The sequence below is a fragment of the Campylobacter sp. TTU-622 genome, assembly GCF_016598965.1.
Classification (GTDB): domain Bacteria; phylum Campylobacterota; class Campylobacteria; order Campylobacterales; family Campylobacteraceae; genus Campylobacter_D.
This window is the reverse complement of record NZ_JAENKR010000001.1, coordinates 59491-77673: the sequence shown is the minus strand read 5'-3', so window position 1 is coordinate 77673 and position 18183 is coordinate 59491. Positions and strand designations below refer to the sequence as shown.

The following is an 18183-nucleotide window of genomic DNA, read 5'->3' as shown; positions in this document are numbered from 1 at the left end:
AATTTATATATTTTATTTGAAAATTAAAAGAAAAATTAAAAAAGGTGTTTTATGCAACCTTTAGTTTCAATTATAATTCCTATTTATAATACAAAAAACTATTTAGAACAATGTCTAAAAAGTGTGATAAATCAAACTTATACTCATTTAGATATTATTTTAGTTGATGATGGAAGTGATGATGGAAGCTTAGAAATAGCACAAAATTATGTAAAAAAAGATAAAAGGTTTTTTCTTATTTCCAAAAAGAATGGCGGTTTGAGTTCTGCAAGAAATATGGGATTAGAATTTATTAAGCAAAGCCCTTTAAGAACATATTTTCAAAGCAATAAGAAAATTAAAATTAAAAGCTATTTAAACACAAATTTTTTTAATTATGATCAAACAATCATAAAAAATGAAAAAATTAATTTTCTTTTTACAAACACAGCTCAATCGCGCTATATTAAAACTTCTTTAAAAAATATTAATGAATTAATCATACAAAGACTACCTAAAAGAATTATACATTTTTTAGACTCTGATGATTATTTAGAAAAAGATTGCATTGAAACTTGTGTTAAAAAAATGCTTGAATTAAAACTAGATATTTTTATACATTCCTTTAAAGAATTCTTAGAACACAAAAAAACTTTTATCACTCATCCAGATACTGATATTTTAAAAAATACTAAGAAGAATTTTTACAAAAATGGCCTTGATTTGTTAAAAGATAATTCATTATATCTTTTTTATTTTGCTTGGCAAGGAAGTTTTAAAAGCAAAATGTTAAATTCTTATAAACTTCGTTTTACTTATGGTATTTATCATGAAGATCATGACTTTGGAACGATTTTGTTTTTAAATGCCAAAAATATTTATTATGAAAATATAAAATTAATGGTTTATAGAATTAGAGAAAATTCCATCACTCAAAGCCAACAAGATACTAAATTTCCAAAGAAACTACCCAAAAATCAAGAATTTTTAAGAGAATATTTTAATAATTACAATGATTTAAGATCTTATTTTAAGGCACATTGTTTATGTGTTATTGCCGTTAATATTTTTAACTTCATTTGCCAAAACCAAAAATATAAAAAAGATCGTTTTTTGATTAAAGCTTGTTCTTATTACACAGATTTTTACATGCTTGAATTTTATCCTCTTTCTTATTTGCATACAAAAGAACTACTTCAAAAGTTAAATCTTAGACTAAGATTTAAAATAATGTTTCGTTTATTTAAAAAAGATTTTAAATTAAAGCTATTGCGATTTAAATCTTGTATTGATTTTAAAAAAATCAATACAAGATAATATGAGCTTGCTGAGGCCCATGCACTCCAAAAACAGTTATAAGTTCTATATCAGCTGTTCTTGATGGTCCTGCAATAAATAAAATATTACTTGGTAAAGTTTTATTTTCTTCTTTTGCTAAATTTAAAGCTTCACTAAGACTTTTTACTATATTTTGCTTTTGAAGTAAAACTATGCAAAGTTTTGGAGCTAAAGAAAGCATTCTAGGTTGATCTTTGCTTGAAAGCACTAAGGCTACCCCATGGGAACTAACCCCTACTCTTGCGTGTATTACAGAAAAATCACTTTGAAAAACTTCAGTTCTTAACTCTTCTATATTTTTATCAAAACAAATTTTTTCATTAGCTTTTATTTTTGATAAATCTAAATTTAAGCTTTTTCCATAAATCATTTTTTGATAATCATACTTTGCTACAATTTCATTGATCTTTTCTTCAAGCTTATCTTTGGAGCATTCTTCTACTATGTATTTATTATCACTCATTTTTTGTTTTAATTCACTAAGCATATCATCTTTAGTATTTATATGATCTATTGGATCAATACTTGGAATAAAAGTAAAATCTTTTTTGCTATAAGCATTTTTAATTTTATTTAAAATACTCTCTTTGCTTTTTGAAGAAAGTTCTAAAATTCTATTACTCATAAATCACTCCTTCAAGCTTTTCTATCTCTTTATATAAATCTTTCTTAATTTGTGGCAACTCTTTAAAAGTACTCCAATTTTTAATCACAGGTAAAGAATCTTTAAAACTATGCAATAAAGAATTAAAATAATGGGCCTTTGATAAAGAAAATCTCCATAAATTTCCATTTGTAGCTAGATCCTTAAATCTTGCAAAAGCAAAAGCTTCTGCTTTATTGTGTTTAACTAAATTTGCACCTATTGGCGGATTATCTCCTTGTCCCACCTTATCTCTTCTTAATTTTCTAATCAAATCTGCTAAAGGAATTTTAACAGGACAAACTTCAGAGCAACGTCCACAAAGCGAACAGAATGTTAAAATATCTCCTGTATAATCAATACCAAAAATATTAGGACTAATTACTTCTCCTATGGGTCCTGGATAAGTTGTTTGATAAGTATGTCCTCCTATTTGATCATAAACAGGACAAAAATTCATACAAGCTCCACATCTTATACATCTTAGCGCTTCATAATAATCTTCATTTGAAAGCATATTGGTGCGGTTGTTATTAAAAAGTATTATATGTACTTCTTTAGGCCCATCTAATTCCCCATTTTTTCTAGGACCCGTAATGATATTATTATAAGTTGGAATAAATTGTCCTGTTGCAGAAGGGGTGAGTAAAGATACCATAGTAGCAGCATCTTCAAAACTTTCCATTACTTTTTCAATTCCGCAAAGTGCTATATGGATATCAGGAGCTGTGGTACACATTCTACCATTTCCTTCATTTTCTATAAGCCAAAAAGCTCCTTCTTTAGACATAGCAAAATTTACTCCACTTAAACCCAGTTTTAATCCCTCAAATTCATTTCTTAAATGTTTTCTTGCTATAGCATTAAGTTTTTCAGGCTCACTCTCTAAAGTAGCACCTAATTTTTCTTCAAAAATTTTTCCAATCTCATAACGATTTCTGTGGATTGCAGGAACAACTATATGAACAGGATTTTCACCATTTAATTGTAAAATAAGTTCTCCTAAATCTGTTTCAATTGCTTTAAAGCCTTTATTTTCTAAGTAATGATTTAAGCCTATTTCCTCACTTGCCATAGACTTTCCCTTAAGAATCTTTGTGATATTTTTTTGCACCATTAGTTCATAAATTAATTCACAAGCTTCTTCTTTGGTATCAGCCCAATGCACTATCATACCATTTGCACTAGCATTTTTTTCAAATTCTAAAAGTCTATCTTCCAAATTCATTAAAGCATTGTTTTTAGCTTGTTTGGCTTTAGATCTCAAGCCTTGCCAATCTTTAAATTTATCATCAATTACCTTAAGACGATTTCTTTGCAAAGTATGCATAGCATTTATGAGATTTTCTTGCATTTGTTTATCATTAAGTTTGATTTTAACCATTTCTTCATGAGGAATTTTATTCATAGACTCTCTCCTTGTAAGCGTTTATTTAGAAAATCGTACAAATGAATAGCCTTTATATCAAGTCCCATTTTTTGCATCGTTCCACTAATATTTAAAAGACAACCCCCATCTGCACTAACTAAATATTTAACTCCTGAGTTTTGTATATCTTTAATCTTACTTCTAGCCATAGCATTTGAAATTTCTGGTTCTTTTACGCAAAAAGTTCCTCCAAAACCACAACATTCTTCTTCATATTCTAAAGGAACAAGTTCTACATTTTTAAGTCTTTTAATTAAATTTTTATTAGCATCAATACTTTTTTGAACTCTTAAAGCGTGACAATTAGAATGCCAAGTAATTTTTATAGGCTCTCCTTTATCTTCATAATCAACATTTAAAACTTCATCTAAATATTGCGAAAGCTCTATAACTCTTTGAGAAAAATCTTTTACTTTTTCAAAATGCACATCATCTTTAAAAAGTTCTAAATAATCATGGCTCATCATTCCTGCACAAGATCCACTTGGAACCACTATAGGATAAGGCTCATCAAATAAATTTACATTATAAAGGGCTATTTCTTTACTTTCTTTAAAATATCCTGAATTAAATGAAGGCTGAGAACAACAAGTTTGTTTTTTCTTAAATATTACCTCAACACCTTCTCTACGCAAAAGCTTTAAAGCATTTAAAATTGTATCTTGCATAGCAGCTATTCCTAAACAAGTCGCATAAAAATATACTTTTTTCATATTTTAACCTTTCTATTTTAAAACTACAGGAGGAATGATACCTTGCAAAAAGAAAGCTATTATACAAGTCCAAATTCCTACCAAAATAACAAAAGCTATAGAATACTTAAGAGTGAATTTAAAAAGCTCTGATTCTCTTCCTACAAGGCCTACTGCAGCACAAGCAACAGCTATACTTTGAGGACTAATCATTTTTCCAACTACTCCACCAACTGAGTTAGCTGCTAAAAATAAAGCTTCGCTTACTCCAAGTTTTTGTGCACTAATTTGCTGAAGGGCTCCAAAAAGTAAATTTGCACTAGTATCCGATCCTGTTAAGAAAACTCCTATCCAACCAATAATAGGAGAAAAGAAAGAAAAGGCTCCTCCTGTATGTGCAAAAGCAAGTCCTAAAGTTGAACTCATACCACTATTTTTAGACACAAAAGCAAAAGCCACAACAAGACCTATGGTAAGACAAGGTATAGCCATTTCTTTTAAAGTTGCATTAAAACATTCAACAGCATCATTTGCTTTAATTTTTAATATAACAATAGTTAAAAAAGCCGCAAAAAGTATAGCTGTTCCAGCCTGAGCAACATTTTTTCCATTAATTAAATCTATTCCAAGTCCTAAATTTATAGGTTTTAATATTGTATTATCCACTATAGAAGGACTCAGGATGCCTCCACTTATATTATTAAAAGCCAAACTAATACTTGTAAAAGCTAAAATTCCATCTTTTGTAAAAAGTTCTTTAAAAAATGGCTGAGTCCAAAAAATTATACATACAATAAGTAAAATAAAAGGAGTCCAAGCTTTAATTATTAAACCCATATTCAAATTTAAATCATTTTTAAAATCTGTTTTTCCATCTACACGATATATATTTTTAATTTTATAAAATTTTAGAAAAACTATAGTAAGAGCAAGAGAAACAACTGCCGAAATAATACTCGGAAGCTCAGCACCCAAATAATTTGAACTCAAAAATTGAGTTAAAGTAAAACTAATTGACGCTACTAAAACAGGTGCAAAAGTTTCTTTAATACCTTTAAATCCATCCATTAAAAAAACTACAAAAAAAGGAACTATAAAAGAAAGTGGCACAAGCATACGCCCTATCATAGCAGAAATAGCTCCTCCTTGAATTCCCAAAAGATCACACATAGCAGTTACTGGAATTCCTACTGCTCCAAAAGCAACGGGAGCAGTATTTGCTATCAAACAAAGCCCAGCAGCTTGTAAAGGTTTAAAACCAAGTCCTACCAAAAGTGCAGCCGTAATAGCAATGGGACCACCAAAACCAATGGCTCCTTCTAAAAAAGAACCAAAACAAAAACCTATTAAAATAACTTGAATTCTATGATCAGGAGTAATACTCATCATACTTTGTTTAATGATTTCAAAAGAACCTGATTTAATCGAAAGCTTATAAAGAAAAATTGCTGCAATAATAATCCAAGCAATAGGCCACATTCCATTTATAAAACCTTGTATAAAACTAGCTCCAACTAAATTCCAAGGCATTTTATAAATTATTAAAGCTACTAAAGAAGCCAACACAACTGTTAAAAATCCTGCTTGATAGCCTTTAAGTTTAAAAAAGACTAAACATATTAAAAAACAAAATATAGGCAAAAAAGCAAATAAAGCACTAAGCCAAATATTTCCTAGCGGATCATAAACTTGTTCCCACATATTTTTATCCTTTTTGATTTTATCTTTTTAGATTTTAGCAAAACGATAAATTAAAGTAGGAGTTTTAATAAATATTTAAATTTAATTGAGTATTTTTGTAACAGAATAATTTTTTAATTTTGTAACAAAATAAACTATATTTGCTAAAAAAACACATATACACATTAAAAATGCCAAAACTATAGGAGTATTTGCATTTATAATTCCAACAAAAAATGAAACAATCCCAGCTAAGCCAAACTGCATAGTTCCAAGTATAGCAGAAGCTGTACCAGAGCATTGCTTAAACCTTGCCATAGCTAAGGTTGTAGTATTTGGCGCTATAAAACCTAAACAAGCTATGCTTATAAAAATCAATATCTCAAAAAGATAAAAATTAGGATTTAAAAAAGCACTTAAAAATAAAATTAAAGTTGCAACAAGCATTAAAAATAATGCATAAGATAAAATTTTCTCAGAATTAAATTTTAAAACTAATTTTGCATTAATATTTGCACAAAGAACAAAACCAAAGGCATTTAAACCAAAAAGTATTGCGAATTTTTGCTCGCTTAAATCAAAAAATTTTGTAAAAATAAAACTAGATCCTGTAATATATGCAAACATAGCACTAAGAGCTAATGAAGCAGACAATACATAAGTTAAAAAAATCTTATCTTTTAAAACAATACTATAAGCACTTAAAGTTTGCCTAAATGAAAATTTTTGATTTTGAGTTAAATTTGCACTTTCTTGAAGTCCAAAAATTATCATAAAAAATAAAATGATTCCAAGAATAAATAAGGTGATAAAAATACTATGCCAAGAAAAATAATTAAGAAGTATTCCTCCAAAAGTAGGAGAAATCATAGGAGCTAAAGATGAAAAAACCATCATTAATGCAAAAATCCCCGTTGCTTCTTTGATTTCAAATAAATCATTAACAATAGCCCTTGCTATCACAATACCTGCACACCCGCCAAGAGCTTGCAAAAATCTTGAAAAAATAAAAAGAAAAATATTATCTACCATAACACAAGCAAAACTAGAAATCATAAAAAGTAAAATCCCAAAAATAACAGGTTTTTTACGCCCAAAAATATCGCTTAAAGGACCATAAATAAGCTGTCCTAAAGAAAAGGCTATAAAAAAACTTGCTAAAGAAAGTTGTGTTAAAAAAGTACTTGTTTTAAAACTTTGTTCTACGTGAGTTAAAGCTGGTAAATACATATCCGTAGAAAGTGGAGCTATACTAGACATTAAAGCTAAAATTATAATGAGTTTAAATTTTTTAAATCCTTGAATTGAAGTAGGTTTTTGCATTAATTTTCCTTAAAACAAAAATTTAACATAAATTCTACCAATACAAACTATATTCCTAAAACAAAGCTTTTATTATATGTTAAAATATTTAAAATACCATAAAGGAAATATTATGCAAATTTATGAAAAACAAATTCAATGTCCAAAATGTAATGAATTTATAAATATCAATCAAGCACTTTATACTCAAGTTTTAAATCAAGCAAATTTAGAAATTCAAAAACAAAAACAAGAATTTAATAAAGAAGTAGAAGAAAAAAGATTGGAGTATAAAAAACATTTAGCCAAACTTGAAGAAGAAAAGGTAAAACAAGAAGAAATTATTAAGCAAAAAATTCAAGAGGGTTTGAAAAATCAAATAGATCAAATAGAAAAATCAATGCAAAAAGAACAAGACAACTTTAAAAAGCAATTCATTCAAAATTTTATTAAAGAACACGAGAAAGAAAAACAATTAATACAAGATGAATTAGAGAAAAAAAGTAAAGAATTAACTGAATTAATTTTTCTAAAGGCTGAAAATGAACAATTAAAAAGAGAACAAAAAGAAAATGAAGAAAAAATCAAATTTTTAGCCAAACAAGAAGCTTTTAAAGAATTTAAAGAACAAGAAAAGAAAAATTTAGAATTTGAAAAAGAACGTTTGCGTATTGAATTTGAACATAAAAAAAACGAAGAAGAATTAAAGCAACAAGAACTAAAGCTACAACTAGAAAGCATCAAAAAAGAACTTGATGCCGCAAAAAGAAAAGCGGAACAAGGATCGCAACAACTTCAAGGAGAAGCACAAGAACTTCTTATAGAAGAATTTTTAAAAAATGAATTTTTAACAGATGAAATTAAAGAGGTTCCAAAAGGCATTAATGGAGCAGATTGCTTACATATTGTTAAAGATCATTTTGGAAATATTTGTGGAAGTATTTTATATGAAAGTAAAAGAACTAAAGAATTTAATAAAGAATGGCTTGATAAACTTAAACAAGATAGTATTAAAACAAAAGTAGATATTGCTGTTTTGCTCACAAAAACTATGCCAAAAGATCAACAAAAAATTCATTTTAAAGAAGGAATTTTAATTTGCACTTTCAATGAATTTAAAAGTGCAATTTGCGTTATTAGAGAAAGCATTATAAATTTTCATAGACTTAAAAATTCTTTAGAAAATAAAGAAGAAAAAAATCATCTTTTATACGAATATTTAAATTCTAAAGAATTTAGCACTCAAATGACTTTGATTTTAAAAACTTATCAAAATATGAAAGAAGATTTAGAAAGTGAAATGAGAGCTATGCAAAACATATGGAAAAAAAGAGCAAGAGCTATAGAAAGTTTGAGTTTTAATTCTCATTCTATCGTAGGCTCTTTAAATGCTATATTTGGAACTTTAAAAGGAAAAAATCTTATAGGAGAAGAAGGATTAAAAAGTCTTGAAAATCTTGCTAGGGAAGAAGAATAAAATAAGGTTTAATTTACCTTTTTTTAAATACAATCGTGCTAAAGTATTTTTAAAAATTTCAAATAAAAGGGTAAAAGCATGATGCCTTTTAGTGATGAAGAGCTTGTAAATCCTGTTAAAGCTTGTTTGGAAAAAAATATACACATTTTAGAAAGAGATGGCGGGGGGTTAGAATTTTTAGGAATAAAAAAAGGCGTAGTTTATGTTCATCTAATTGGCGCTTGTAAAGGTTGTTCAGCAAGTGGAACAACTTTAAAATATGGACTTGAAAGACAATTAAAAATTGACATTCATCCTGATATAACTCTTATTAATTTAGATGGTGGAGCACAAGAATTTGCAAAATTATAAACAGCTTGGCATTGATCATTTTTATAGGAAAGATTTTAAAACTGCAAAAACTTATTTTTCTTTAGCTTATGAAAAAAGAAAAAATAAACGTTTATTAAATTTCATAAATCTTTGTGATTTAGCCTTAAATCATCCTCAAGAAGCTCTTTTGCTTTTTGAATTCTATATAGACAATTATCGCTTAAAATTCATCGATAAAGATTTTGATCAAATTTTGAACTCTATTGAATTTAAAAATGCATTACCAAAAGAAAGTGAATTTGAAGATGGTTATGCCCTTAATTATAAAGATTTTTTAATAAGCGAAGAAAAAATTGGCTTTAAAAAATCTTTTGAAAATATTATTTATTCTGGAAAATTAGTCATCAATGATAAAGAAGATTTTTTAGAATTTTTAGAAAAGCTTCTTGATAATGGTTATAAAGATTTTACTTTAAATTATATAGAAGATGTTTTCTTACATTTTTGGGCAAATAAAAAATTTATTAAAATTCAAAAAAAATTATTAAAGATGAAAAATGATTCTAAAATTTAAAGACACTTTTATAACCGATAATTCTTTAGAATGTCAAAAAGATTGTTTTTTCTTATGCAATAGTCAAAACAAACAATTTATTGATCAAGCTAAAAAACAAGGTGCAAAAATCATCAATGTAGAGGAATGTAAAAAACTTTTAGATATTGATGAAAATATTCAAATTATAGGTATAACAGGAACAAATGGCAAAACAACAACTGCAGCTGCTATTTATTCTATTTTACTAGATTTAGGATATAAATGTGCTCTTTGTGGAACAAGAGGTGCTTTTATAAATGATAAACAAATTAATGAAAAATCTCTTACCACAGAGCCTATATTAAAAACTTTAGAATATTTAAGCAAGGCAAGTAAAGAAAGATGTGATTTTTTTGTGATGGAAGTAAGCTCACATGCTTTAGTTCAAAATCGCATTGAAGGTTTAAAATTTAAAGCAAAAATTTTTACCAATATCACAATAGATCATCTAGATTTTCATCAAAATTTTAACAATTATCTTTTAGCCAAAGAAAGTTTTTTTACAGATGAAAGTATAAAATTTATCAATAAAGATGCAAAAACTATTCGTTTTAATGTAAAAAATTCTTTTACTTATGGCATAGAAAATCCTTCTTATTATCATATTAAAGCCTATTCTTTAAATGAAGGTGTTTCAGCTATTGTAATGGCCGGAAATCAAAAGAGTTTCCATATCAACTCTTCTTTGCTTGGTCTTTTTAATCTTTATAATCTTTTAGCTGCAAGTGCTCTTATTAATGAACTTTTAAAACCTGATATAAAAAAACTAGAAGCTGCTATTTCAAATTTTGGAGGAGTTTGCGGAAGAGTTGAAGAGATAGCAAAAAATGTAATTGTCGATTTTGCCCATACTCCAGATGGAATTGAAAAAATCCTTGATACCTTTAAAGATAAAAAAATGATTGTTGTTTTTGGTGCGGGAGGAAATAGAGACAAAAGCAAACGTCCTTTAATGGGAAAAATTGTTGAACACTATGCTAAATTAGCTATTATTACAAGTGATAATCCAAGAGATGAAGAGCCCAATAAAATTATAGAAGATATTTTGCAAGGATTTGAAAATAAATCAAAAGTTTTAACAATAACAGATCGCAAAGAAGCTATTTATAAAGCTTTAAAACTAAAAGAACAAGATGATTTGGTTTTAATTTTAGGCAAAGGAGATGAGAACTACCAAGAGATTAAAGGTATAAAATATCCTTTTAGTGATAAAATTATTATTCAAGAATTTTATAAAAATCAAGGAAAATAAATGTTTGATAATTTAGATCTTTCAAAAATGGGAGAACTTTTAAACAAGGTTCAAGAAAAAGCAAAAGCCATGGAATCAGAACTTGATAAAAAAGAATTTTGTGCAAAAAGTGGTGCAGGACTTGTTAAGGTCAGTGCAAATGGAAAAGGTGAAATTATTGACATTAATATAGATGATTCTTTACTTGAAGATAAAGAATCTTTGCAAATTTTACTTATTTCTGCCACTAACGATGTTTTATCTATGGTTGCAAGAAATCGTAATTCTTTAGCCACAGATGTTTTAGGAGGGTTAAAATTATGATTAAAATTTTATTAAGTTTTTTTATTTTGCTTTCTTTATCTTTTGCGATAGAAAGACCAAGATTTGAAGATTTTGTAGCTTGTTACGAAAGAAATAAAGCAAGTAAATTAAATTATGAAGGTATGGATGCTTTTGTTTTAGATGAAAATTTACTTGCTGTTATAAAAAAACCTGATACAAAGCTTAACAAATATGTAAAATATGATCCATTTTTAAATTTATATCTTGTAAGAACAGATTTTAGTCTTATCCCTACAAAAATGGTAGATGAACAAAATTTAACACGTAATGATTGGGTAGGAATTTTAGATCCAGATAAAGCTTACATAGGGCATATTAAATATTTAGCACAAAATCTAAATGAAAGAGATCAACTTGATTTTAACTCAAAAATTGGAATTTTAAGCACTCCTTGTTGTAATATGCTAGGTATTGCACTCAATAACAATGCTTTTATTGGAAATCGTTATTTAAAACATTTTATGAAATATAATGATGTTTATTGGGGAGATATTGGGGTAGATTTTGATCTTAGAGAAAATAAAATATATGTTCAAAATGTAAGAAAAAATGGTCAATTTTTAATCAATGATCAGATCCTTAGCGTTGATGGAGAAAACATAAAAGATTTAAGAAAACTTAATGAAAAAATTCTTTTTGCCGACAGGGGAAGTACGCTTTATTTTAATGTTTTAAGAGATAATCAAGAACTTAATATCTCAAGCGTTGTCTTTGAAAAAGATATAAGTCATTTTAATCTTCCAAGCAATAAACCAAAACCAGCTCCAACAAGTTTTAAAAGTAATTTAGGCCTAAGTGTTAATAAAGCTCTTATCATAACAAAAGTTGAACCAAATTCTAAAGCAGCAACAGCAGGATTTATGGTTGGCGATCAAATTTTACGTGTTAATAATCAAATTATTAAAGACTTTAAAAATTTACAAGATATTCTTATAAAAGGAAATGATTTTAATGTTTTAATCCAAAGAAAAAGTGATAAACTGCCTTTAAGTCGCTTTTATGATAATTTAGCAACCGATATTAACTCTAGAGCAGATGGTGAATTTCAATTTTTCATAAGGCTTAGGAAGTGAAAGAACTTTTTACAAAACACTTAAATAGCCATCTTCCAAATGTAAAAAGTTTCCATCCTTTTTTCAATGAAGCCCTAGCTTCAATGCTTAAAGCGGGAGGAAAACATTTTCGCGCCCAACTCCTTTTAGGAGTAGTAGAAGCCAAAAATCCAAAACTTTTATCTGATGCACTAGATGCTGCTTTGGCTTTAGAATTTATGCATACTTATTCTTTAATCCACGATGATCTACCTGCTATGGATAATGCTGATTTACGTCGCAATCTTAAAACTTTGCATAAAGCCTATGATGAAGCTACAGCTATTTTAGTAGGCGATGCTTTAAACACAGAAGCCTTTTTATTGCTCTCGCGTTTAAAATTAAAAGATAGCATTAAAATTAATCTAATACAAACCCTAGCCTTTAATGCAGGAATTAATGGTATGATTATAGGACAGGCTATTGATTGTTTTTTTGAAAATCAAAAACTAAATTTAGAAGAACTTGAATTTTTACATATACACAAAACTGCTAGATTAATAGCCGCTAGTTTAAAAATGGGTTGTGAAATTTGTGAATTAGATCCACAAGAAACAGAACAAATTTATAATATAGGTTTAAAACTTGGTCTTATCTTTCAAATTAATGATGATATTATTGATGTTATAATGAATGAAAAAGAAAGTGGAAAATCTTCAAAATCTGATATTAATAAAAATTCTTTTGTTAATTTATTAGGGCTTGAACAAGCTATTTCACATAAAGAAAAACTAATCAAAGAATGTAAAAACAATCTTCAAACTCTAGATAAAAATTTAGCAAAATTACTATTTAATTTAATTACGCAATATTTGCAATAAAGGTAAAATATGGATATACAAATTCTTCAAAAACAAGCAGATACTTTAAGATTTTTAAGTGCTGATATGATAGAAAAAGCCAACTCAGGGCATCCAGGAGTAGCCTTAGGTTTAGCTGATATTTTAACAACTCTTAGTCTTCATCTAAAACATAATCCTAAAAATCCTAATTGGCTTAATCGCGATAGACTTATTTTTTCAGGTGGACACGCAAGTGCTTTAATTTATAGCTTCCTTCATCTTTGTGGCTATGATTTAAGCTTAGAAGATCTTAAAAATTTTAGACAAATTCATTCTAAAACACCAGGACATCCAGAAATCTCAACTCCAGGTATAGAAATTGCCACAGGTCCATTAGGACAAGGAGTGGCTAATGCTGTAGGTTTTGCAATGGCAGCAAAAAAAGCAGCTTTTTTGCTAGGAGAAGATCTTATTGATCATAAAATTTATTGCTTTTTAGGAGATGGGGATTTACAAGAAGGAATTTCTTATGAAGCTTGTTCTTTGGCAGGAGTGCATAAACTAGACAATCTTATTTTAATTTATGATAGCAATAATATATCCATAGAAGGTGATACTGCTTTAGCTTTTAACGAAAATGTAAAAATGCGTTTTAAAGCGCAAAATTTTGAAGTCCAAGAAATAGACGGACACGATTTTAATGCTATTAATGAAGCTTTAATTTGGGCTAAAAATTGTAAAAAACCAAGTCTTATCATAGCCAATACAAAAATAGCAAAAAAAGCCTTAGAACTTGAAGGATCGCATAAAAGTCACGGAGCTCCTTTAGGAATAGATATTATTAAAAGAGCTAAAATAAATTCAGGTTTTAATCCTGAATTTAGTTTTGAAATTCCACAAGAAGTAAAAATTCGTTTTGAAGGAGCTATAGAACTTGGAGATTTAGAAGAAGCTAAATGGAAAGCAAAATTAAAAAATAGCGATAAAAAAGAATTATTAGAAGAACTTTTAAATCCAGATTTTTCAAAAATTACTTTTCCTGATTTCAAAGATAAAGACTTAGCCACAAGAGATAGTAATGGAGAAATTTTAAATATCTTAGCTAAAAATTTAAAAGGATTTTTAGGTGGAAGTGCAGATTTAGGTCCTTCAAATAAAACAGAACTTCACAATATGGGAGATTTTGTAGAAGGTAAAAATATCCATTTTGGTATAAGAGAACACGCAATGGCAGCAATTAATAACGCTTTTGCAAGATATGGATTATTTTTACCTTTTTCTGCTACATTTTTTATCTTTAGCGAATATCTAAAACCTGCTGCAAGAATAGCAGCTTTAATGAAAATAAAACATTTTTTTATCTTTACTCACGATAGTATAGGAGTTGGAGAAGATGGCCCAACTCACCAGCCTATAGAACAACTTAGCACCTTTAGAGCTATGCCAAATTTTTTAACTTTTCGTCCTGCAGATGGAGTTGAAAATGTAAAAGCTTGGAAAATTGCTTTAAAAGCTGATACTCCAAGTGCTTTTGTATTATCGCGTCAAAAATTAAAAGCATTAAAAGAACCTGTTTTTGGAGATGTAGAAAATGGAGCTTATTTAATTAAAGAAAATGAAAATGCTAAATTTACCCTTTTAGCAAGTGGTAGTGAAGTTAGTCTTTGTTTAGAAAGTGCAAATGAGCTTGAAAAAAATGGGATCGCGTGCAATGTTATTTCTATGCCTTGCTATGAACTTTTTAAAAAACAAAACAAAGATTATCAAGAAAGACTTTTAAAAGGTAAAGTTATAGGCGTAGAAGCAGCTAATTCTAATGAGCTTTACGAATTTTGTGATGAACTTTACACCATAAAAGATTTTGGAGAAAGCGGTAAAGAAAAAGAAGTATTTGAACATTTTGGTTTTAGCGTTTCAAAGCTTTGTGACTTTTTACTTAAATTATAAAATGTCTTGTTATTTTAAACTTAAAGAAGAAGAAAATTTAGATAGACTTTTAATTTTTGGAATTTGGGATAAAACAAATCTTCCAAAAATTAAACTTCATAAACAATTAGGTCAAAAAAATATTATTATTGATTTTACGCATTTAGAATTTATAGATACTGCTGGAGTAAGATTTTTTCTTGCTTTAGAATATGATTTAGCACAAAAAAATATAAAAGTTCAAAGACTCAACTTAAGTTCTAATTTTTCTCATTTTTTTAATTTGTGCGAAAAAAATTATAAAAGAATTTACCCCAAAGAACAAAACAAATTCTCTTATAAAGACTATTTTATAAATATTGGCAGATTAAGTGTAAATTTATTTAAGACGTTTAAACAATTCTTTTATTTCCTAGGTGCATTTTTTAGCTCTTTAGCCTTTTGTATTGCTAAGCCTAAGAAATTTAGATTTATTGCCTTTTTATATCACATAGAAGATTCTATATTAAAAGCTCTCCCTATTGTAATTTTAACCGCTTTTTTAGTAGGAGTTGTTTTAGCTTATCAAGCTGCTTACCAACTTGCTCAATTTGGAGCTAATATTTTCATTGTTGATTTAATAGGAATTTCAGCTACAAGAGAATTAGCACCCCTTATAGCAGCAATTATTATAGCAGGACGCAGTGCAAGCTCTTATACAGCACAAATTGGTGTTATGAAGATTACAGATGAAATTGCTGCTATGAATACCATGGGATTTAATTCTTTTGAATTTATTGTTATTCCAAGAGTTATGGCTTTAGTCTGCGCTATGCCCTTAATAGTTATTATAAGCGATATTGTAAGTGTTTTAGGGGGTATAATTGTTGCAAAACTTAGTCTTGATATAAATGCAGGAGAATTTTTAAGACGCTTTAGAGAAGCTATTGATTTTAAAAATATACTTATAGGGATTATTAAAGCTCCTATATTTGGATTTTTAATAGGGATTATTTCTAATTTTAGGGGATTTAATGTAGCAAAAACAACTCAAAGTATTGGAATTTTTACAACAAAAAGTGTTGTTGATACTATTTTTTGGATTATAGCATTTAATGCTCTATTTTCTGTATTTTTAACTAAAATTGGATTTTAATGATAATAAAAGCTCATAATATCACAACCTATTTTGGAACAAAACTTATCCACGATAAAGTTAATTTTGAAATTAAAGAAAATGAAATTTTTGGAATTTTGGGCGGAAGTGGAAGCGGAAAGTCAGTTCTTTTAAAACAAATGCTTCTTTTAGAGCATTTTGATGGGGGAGAATACGAAATTTTAGGCTTCAAATTAAAAGGTATTAGTGAAAAAAATGCTCTAATTTTACAAAAAAAATGGGGAGTTGTTTTTCAATTTGCCGCACTTTTTAGTTTTTTTTCTGTTTTTGAAAATATAGCTACTCCTTTAAGAGAATACACAAAGCTTGATTATAATGCAATTGAAGAAATTGTTCATATGAAAATTAAAATGGTAGGTCTTGATGAAAATGTTTTAAATCTTTACCCTAGCGAATTAAGTGGAGGTATGCAAAAAAGAGTAGCTATTGCCAGAGCTTTAGCACTTGATTCTAAACTTTTATTTTTAGATGAACCAACTTCAGGATTAGATCCTTATAGTAGCCGTGCTTTTGATGAACTCATCTTAAATTTGAAAAAAAGTTTTAATTTAAATATTATTTTAGTAACCCACGATAAAGATAGTATGAAAACCCTACTTGATCGCTTTATCATTTTAGAAGATAAAAAAGTCGCTTTTATGGGAACTTGTGAAGAACTTAAAACCCAAAATAAAAAGCTTTATCAAAGATTTATGGAGTAATTATGGAAAATAAGGCAAGTTATTTTTGGATAGGATTTTTTGTCTTTGGTGTATTCTTTTTTAGTTTTATTTTTATAATATGGTTTGAAGGATATTCAAAAGATGAAGAATTTAGCTTTTATGAAATTCACACTCAAGAATCTGTGGCAGGATTAAGCGTAAAAGCACCTGTAAGACTTTTAGGGGTTGAGATAGGAAATGTTGAAAAAATTAGCATTGATGAAAAAGATAATTTAAGTGTTAATATACTTATTAAAGTGAAAAAAAATACCCCTATAAAAGAAGACACTTTCGCTACTTTACAACTTCAAGGCATAACAGGGCTTAAATTTATCCAACTTCAAGGCGGAAGTAAAAATTCTAAAAAATTAATAAGTACAAAAACATACATTCCTATTATAAAATTTAAAGAAAGCTTTTTTACAGCGATCGATAAACAAAGTGAGCATATTTTTTCTCTTGTAAAAACAGCCGATAATAAATCAAAAATTTTACTGAGTGATAAAAATTTAAAAAACGTAGAACTTATTTTGCAAAATTTAGCTACACTAAGCTCAAATATCAATCAAAATTTTGATCTTTTAAATGAAAATCTCATAACCACAAGCAAAAAACTAGGGATCATGGCAGATGAAGTGAGTATTTTATCTAAAAATGCTAGATTAAGTCTTGAAAATATCAATAATAGTTCTACTTTGTTTAATAATCTTATTAAAAAAACCGATGATAAACTTGAAAACTTCGATGATATACGTTTTTCTTTGCTCTCTAATTTAGAACTTTTTAAAATCTTACTTTTAGAAAGTAATCAACTCTTAAAAGATTTAAGAAGAAGTCCATCAGATTTGATATTTAAAAACAATAAGCCAAAATTGGGACCAGGAGAATAAATGAAAGCTATATTATTATTTATATTGGTATTTTTAAGTGCTTGCTCAATTAAAACTACAGATATATCTCAAGAATTTATACTAAAAAGCAATGAACAAGATTTTAATCAAAGTTTTAAAACCACAGATAAAACCCTAAAAATTTTAGATCTTGATCTTCCTTTATATTTAAATTCAAAAAATATAACTTATATAAAAGATGATATAAGTGACATTTATGCTTATCATTTTTGGGCGGATACTCCTAATAATTTATTACGTTTTATGTTATTAGATAAATTAGAAAGAAGTCATCTTTTTAAAACTTTAATTGGAAAACATAGCAAAATAAATGCTGATATTGTACTAGAAGGACGTATAGACTCTTTTGAACAAATTCTAAAAGAAAATGATAATTACGCAAAAATAAATATAAGTCTTAATTTAATTGATGTAAAAAATAATGCTTTAATATCTCATAAGTATTTTACCATCAAAGAAAAAATTACAAATAATACTCCAAGAGAAATTCTTAAAGCCTTTGAAATAGGTTGTAATAAATTAAGCAATGAAGTAATTATATGGATTAATGATTCTATACAAATAAAGGAATAGTATTTGCTTTCTATTTTTAG

Annotated in this window: 18 protein-coding genes; 13 read left to right on the top strand and 5 right to left on the bottom strand. The window is 27.6% G+C overall.

The window, feature by feature from the left end; genetic code table 11:
* Positions 1-51: 51 nt before the first annotated feature.
* Positions 52-1296, top strand: coding sequence for a glycosyltransferase family 2 protein (locus JG677_RS00480; RefSeq protein ID WP_200284622.1), 1245 nt, complete (start codon positions 52-54; stop codon positions 1294-1296).
* Here the strand turns inward: JG677_RS00480 and JG677_RS00475 are convergent.
* The 5 genes from JG677_RS00475 to JG677_RS00455 form a co-directional block, all read right to left on the bottom strand.
* Entirely contained in the window at positions 1283-1942 is a 660-nt protein-coding gene (locus JG677_RS00475) for a LutC/YkgG family protein (protein WP_200169293.1), read from the bottom strand. The genes JG677_RS00480 and JG677_RS00475 overlap by 14 nt on opposite strands.
* Complete coding sequence (locus JG677_RS00470) at positions 1935-3368, bottom strand: LutB/LldF family L-lactate oxidation iron-sulfur protein (RefSeq protein WP_200284620.1); 1434 nt, start codon at positions 3366-3368, stop codon at positions 1935-1937. Before JG677_RS00470 ends, JG677_RS00475 begins: the two co-directional genes overlap by 8 nt.
* Positions 3365-4102 carry a (Fe-S)-binding protein gene (locus JG677_RS00465; protein ID WP_200284618.1) on the bottom strand — a complete coding sequence of 246 codons (738 nt, stop codon included), beginning with the start codon at positions 4100-4102 and terminating at the stop codon, positions 3365-3367. Before JG677_RS00465 ends, JG677_RS00470 begins: the two co-directional genes overlap by 4 nt.
* Before the next feature lie 12 nt (positions 4103-4114).
* On the bottom strand, positions 4115-5782 hold the full coding sequence (locus JG677_RS00460) for an L-lactate permease (RefSeq protein WP_200284616.1): 1668 nt from the start codon (positions 5780-5782) through the stop codon (positions 4115-4117).
* A gap of 81 nt (positions 5783-5863) precedes the next feature.
* A complete protein-coding gene (locus JG677_RS00455; RefSeq protein WP_200284613.1) occupies positions 5864-7084 on the bottom strand; it encodes a multidrug effflux MFS transporter in 1221 nt (406 codons plus the stop codon).
* Between the two features lie 112 nt (positions 7085-7196).
* On the opposite strand from JG677_RS00455, the gene JG677_RS00450 reads away from it, so the two are divergent.
* The 12 genes from JG677_RS00450 (at position 7197) to JG677_RS00395 (ending at position 18163) form a co-directional block, all read left to right on the top strand.
* The gene (locus JG677_RS00450) at positions 7197-8540 is read left to right on the top strand and encodes a DUF2130 domain-containing protein (protein WP_200284611.1); all 1344 of its coding nucleotides are present in this window, start codon (positions 7197-7199) and stop codon (positions 8538-8540) included.
* 78 nt (positions 8541-8618) lie between these two features.
* Entirely contained in the window at positions 8619-8891 is a 273-nt protein-coding gene (locus JG677_RS00445; RefSeq protein ID WP_200169287.1) for a NifU family protein, read from the top strand.
* Entirely contained in the window at positions 8878-9426 is a 549-nt protein-coding gene (locus JG677_RS00440; protein ID WP_200169286.1) for a histidine kinase, read from the top strand. The genes JG677_RS00445 and JG677_RS00440 overlap by 14 nt, the downstream gene beginning before the upstream one ends.
* Positions 9410-10699, top strand: coding sequence for a UDP-N-acetylmuramoyl-L-alanyl-D-glutamate--2,6-diaminopimelate ligase (locus tag JG677_RS00435; protein ID WP_200284609.1), 1290 nt, complete (start codon positions 9410-9412; stop codon positions 10697-10699). Before JG677_RS00440 ends, JG677_RS00435 begins: the two co-directional genes overlap by 17 nt.
* Positions 10700-11002 (top strand): YbaB/EbfC family nucleoid-associated protein, encoded by a 303-nt coding sequence (locus JG677_RS00430; RefSeq protein WP_200169284.1) that lies wholly within the window; start codon positions 10700-10702, stop codon positions 11000-11002.
* Positions 10999-12096 (top strand): PDZ domain-containing protein, encoded by a 1098-nt coding sequence (locus tag JG677_RS00425; RefSeq protein WP_234284604.1) that lies wholly within the window; start codon positions 10999-11001, stop codon positions 12094-12096. Before JG677_RS00430 ends, JG677_RS00425 begins: the two co-directional genes overlap by 4 nt.
* The gene (locus JG677_RS00420; protein WP_200169283.1) at positions 12093-12935 is read left to right on the top strand and encodes a polyprenyl synthetase family protein; all 843 of its coding nucleotides are present in this window, start codon (positions 12093-12095) and stop codon (positions 12933-12935) included. The genes JG677_RS00425 and JG677_RS00420 overlap by 4 nt, the downstream gene beginning before the upstream one ends.
* A gap of 9 nt (positions 12936-12944) precedes the next feature.
* A complete protein-coding gene (tkt, locus tag JG677_RS00415) occupies positions 12945-14843 on the top strand; it encodes a transketolase (protein WP_200284608.1) in 1899 nt (632 codons plus the stop codon).
* Position 14844: 1 nt separating this feature from the next.
* Positions 14845-15957 (top strand): ABC transporter permease, encoded by a 1113-nt coding sequence (locus JG677_RS00410; protein WP_234126292.1) that lies wholly within the window; start codon positions 14845-14847, stop codon positions 15955-15957.
* Positions 15957-16679, top strand: a complete 723-nt coding sequence (locus tag JG677_RS00405) for an ABC transporter ATP-binding protein (protein ID WP_200169281.1) — start codon at positions 15957-15959, stop codon at positions 16677-16679. Before JG677_RS00410 ends, JG677_RS00405 begins: the two co-directional genes overlap by 1 nt.
* A gap of 2 nt (positions 16680-16681) precedes the next feature.
* Positions 16682-17569, top strand: coding sequence for an MlaD family protein (locus tag JG677_RS00400; RefSeq protein ID WP_200284607.1), 888 nt, complete (start codon positions 16682-16684; stop codon positions 17567-17569).
* The gene (locus tag JG677_RS00395; protein WP_200169279.1) at positions 17570-18163 is read left to right on the top strand and encodes an ABC-type transport auxiliary lipoprotein family protein; all 594 of its coding nucleotides are present in this window, start codon (positions 17570-17572) and stop codon (positions 18161-18163) included.
* Positions 18164-18183 lie beyond the last annotated feature (20 nt).

Coding starts and splice junctions, on each gene's coding strand:
- JG677_RS00430 (WP_200169284.1), top strand. CDS start 10,700: ATGTTTGATAATTTAGATCTTTCAAAAATGGGAGAACTTTTAAACAAG.
- JG677_RS00395 (WP_200169279.1), top strand. CDS start 17,570: ATGAAAGCTATATTATTATTTATATTGGTATTTTTAAGTGCTTGCTCA.
- JG677_RS00475 (WP_200169293.1), bottom strand. CDS start 1,942: ATGAGTAATAGAATTTTAGAACTTTCTTCAAAAAGCAAAGAGAGTATT.
- JG677_RS00400 (WP_200284607.1), top strand. CDS start 16,682: ATGGAAAATAAGGCAAGTTATTTTTGGATAGGATTTTTTGTCTTTGGT.
- JG677_RS00410 (WP_234126292.1), top strand. CDS start 14,845: ATGTCTTGTTATTTTAAACTTAAAGAAGAAGAAAATTTAGATAGACTT.
- JG677_RS00480 (WP_200284622.1), top strand. CDS start 52: ATGCAACCTTTAGTTTCAATTATAATTCCTATTTATAATACAAAAAAC.
- JG677_RS00460 (WP_200284616.1), bottom strand. CDS start 5,782: ATGTGGGAACAAGTTTATGATCCGCTAGGAAATATTTGGCTTAGTGCT.
- JG677_RS00455 (WP_200284613.1), bottom strand. CDS start 7,084: ATGCAAAAACCTACTTCAATTCAAGGATTTAAAAAATTTAAACTCATT.
- JG677_RS00435 (WP_200284609.1), top strand. CDS start 9,410: ATGATTCTAAAATTTAAAGACACTTTTATAACCGATAATTCTTTAGAA.
- tkt (WP_200284608.1), top strand. CDS start 12,945: ATGGATATACAAATTCTTCAAAAACAAGCAGATACTTTAAGATTTTTA.
- JG677_RS00465 (WP_200284618.1), bottom strand. CDS start 4,102: ATGAAAAAAGTATATTTTTATGCGACTTGTTTAGGAATAGCTGCTATG.
- JG677_RS00425 (WP_234284604.1), top strand. CDS start 10,999: ATGATTAAAATTTTATTAAGTTTTTTTATTTTGCTTTCTTTATCTTTT.
- JG677_RS00450 (WP_200284611.1), top strand. CDS start 7,197: ATGCAAATTTATGAAAAACAAATTCAATGTCCAAAATGTAATGAATTT.
- JG677_RS00405 (WP_200169281.1), top strand. CDS start 15,957: ATGATAATAAAAGCTCATAATATCACAACCTATTTTGGAACAAAACTT.
- JG677_RS00445 (WP_200169287.1), top strand. CDS start 8,619: ATGATGCCTTTTAGTGATGAAGAGCTTGTAAATCCTGTTAAAGCTTGT.
- JG677_RS00470 (WP_200284620.1), bottom strand. CDS start 3,368: ATGAATAAAATTCCTCATGAAGAAATGGTTAAAATCAAACTTAATGAT.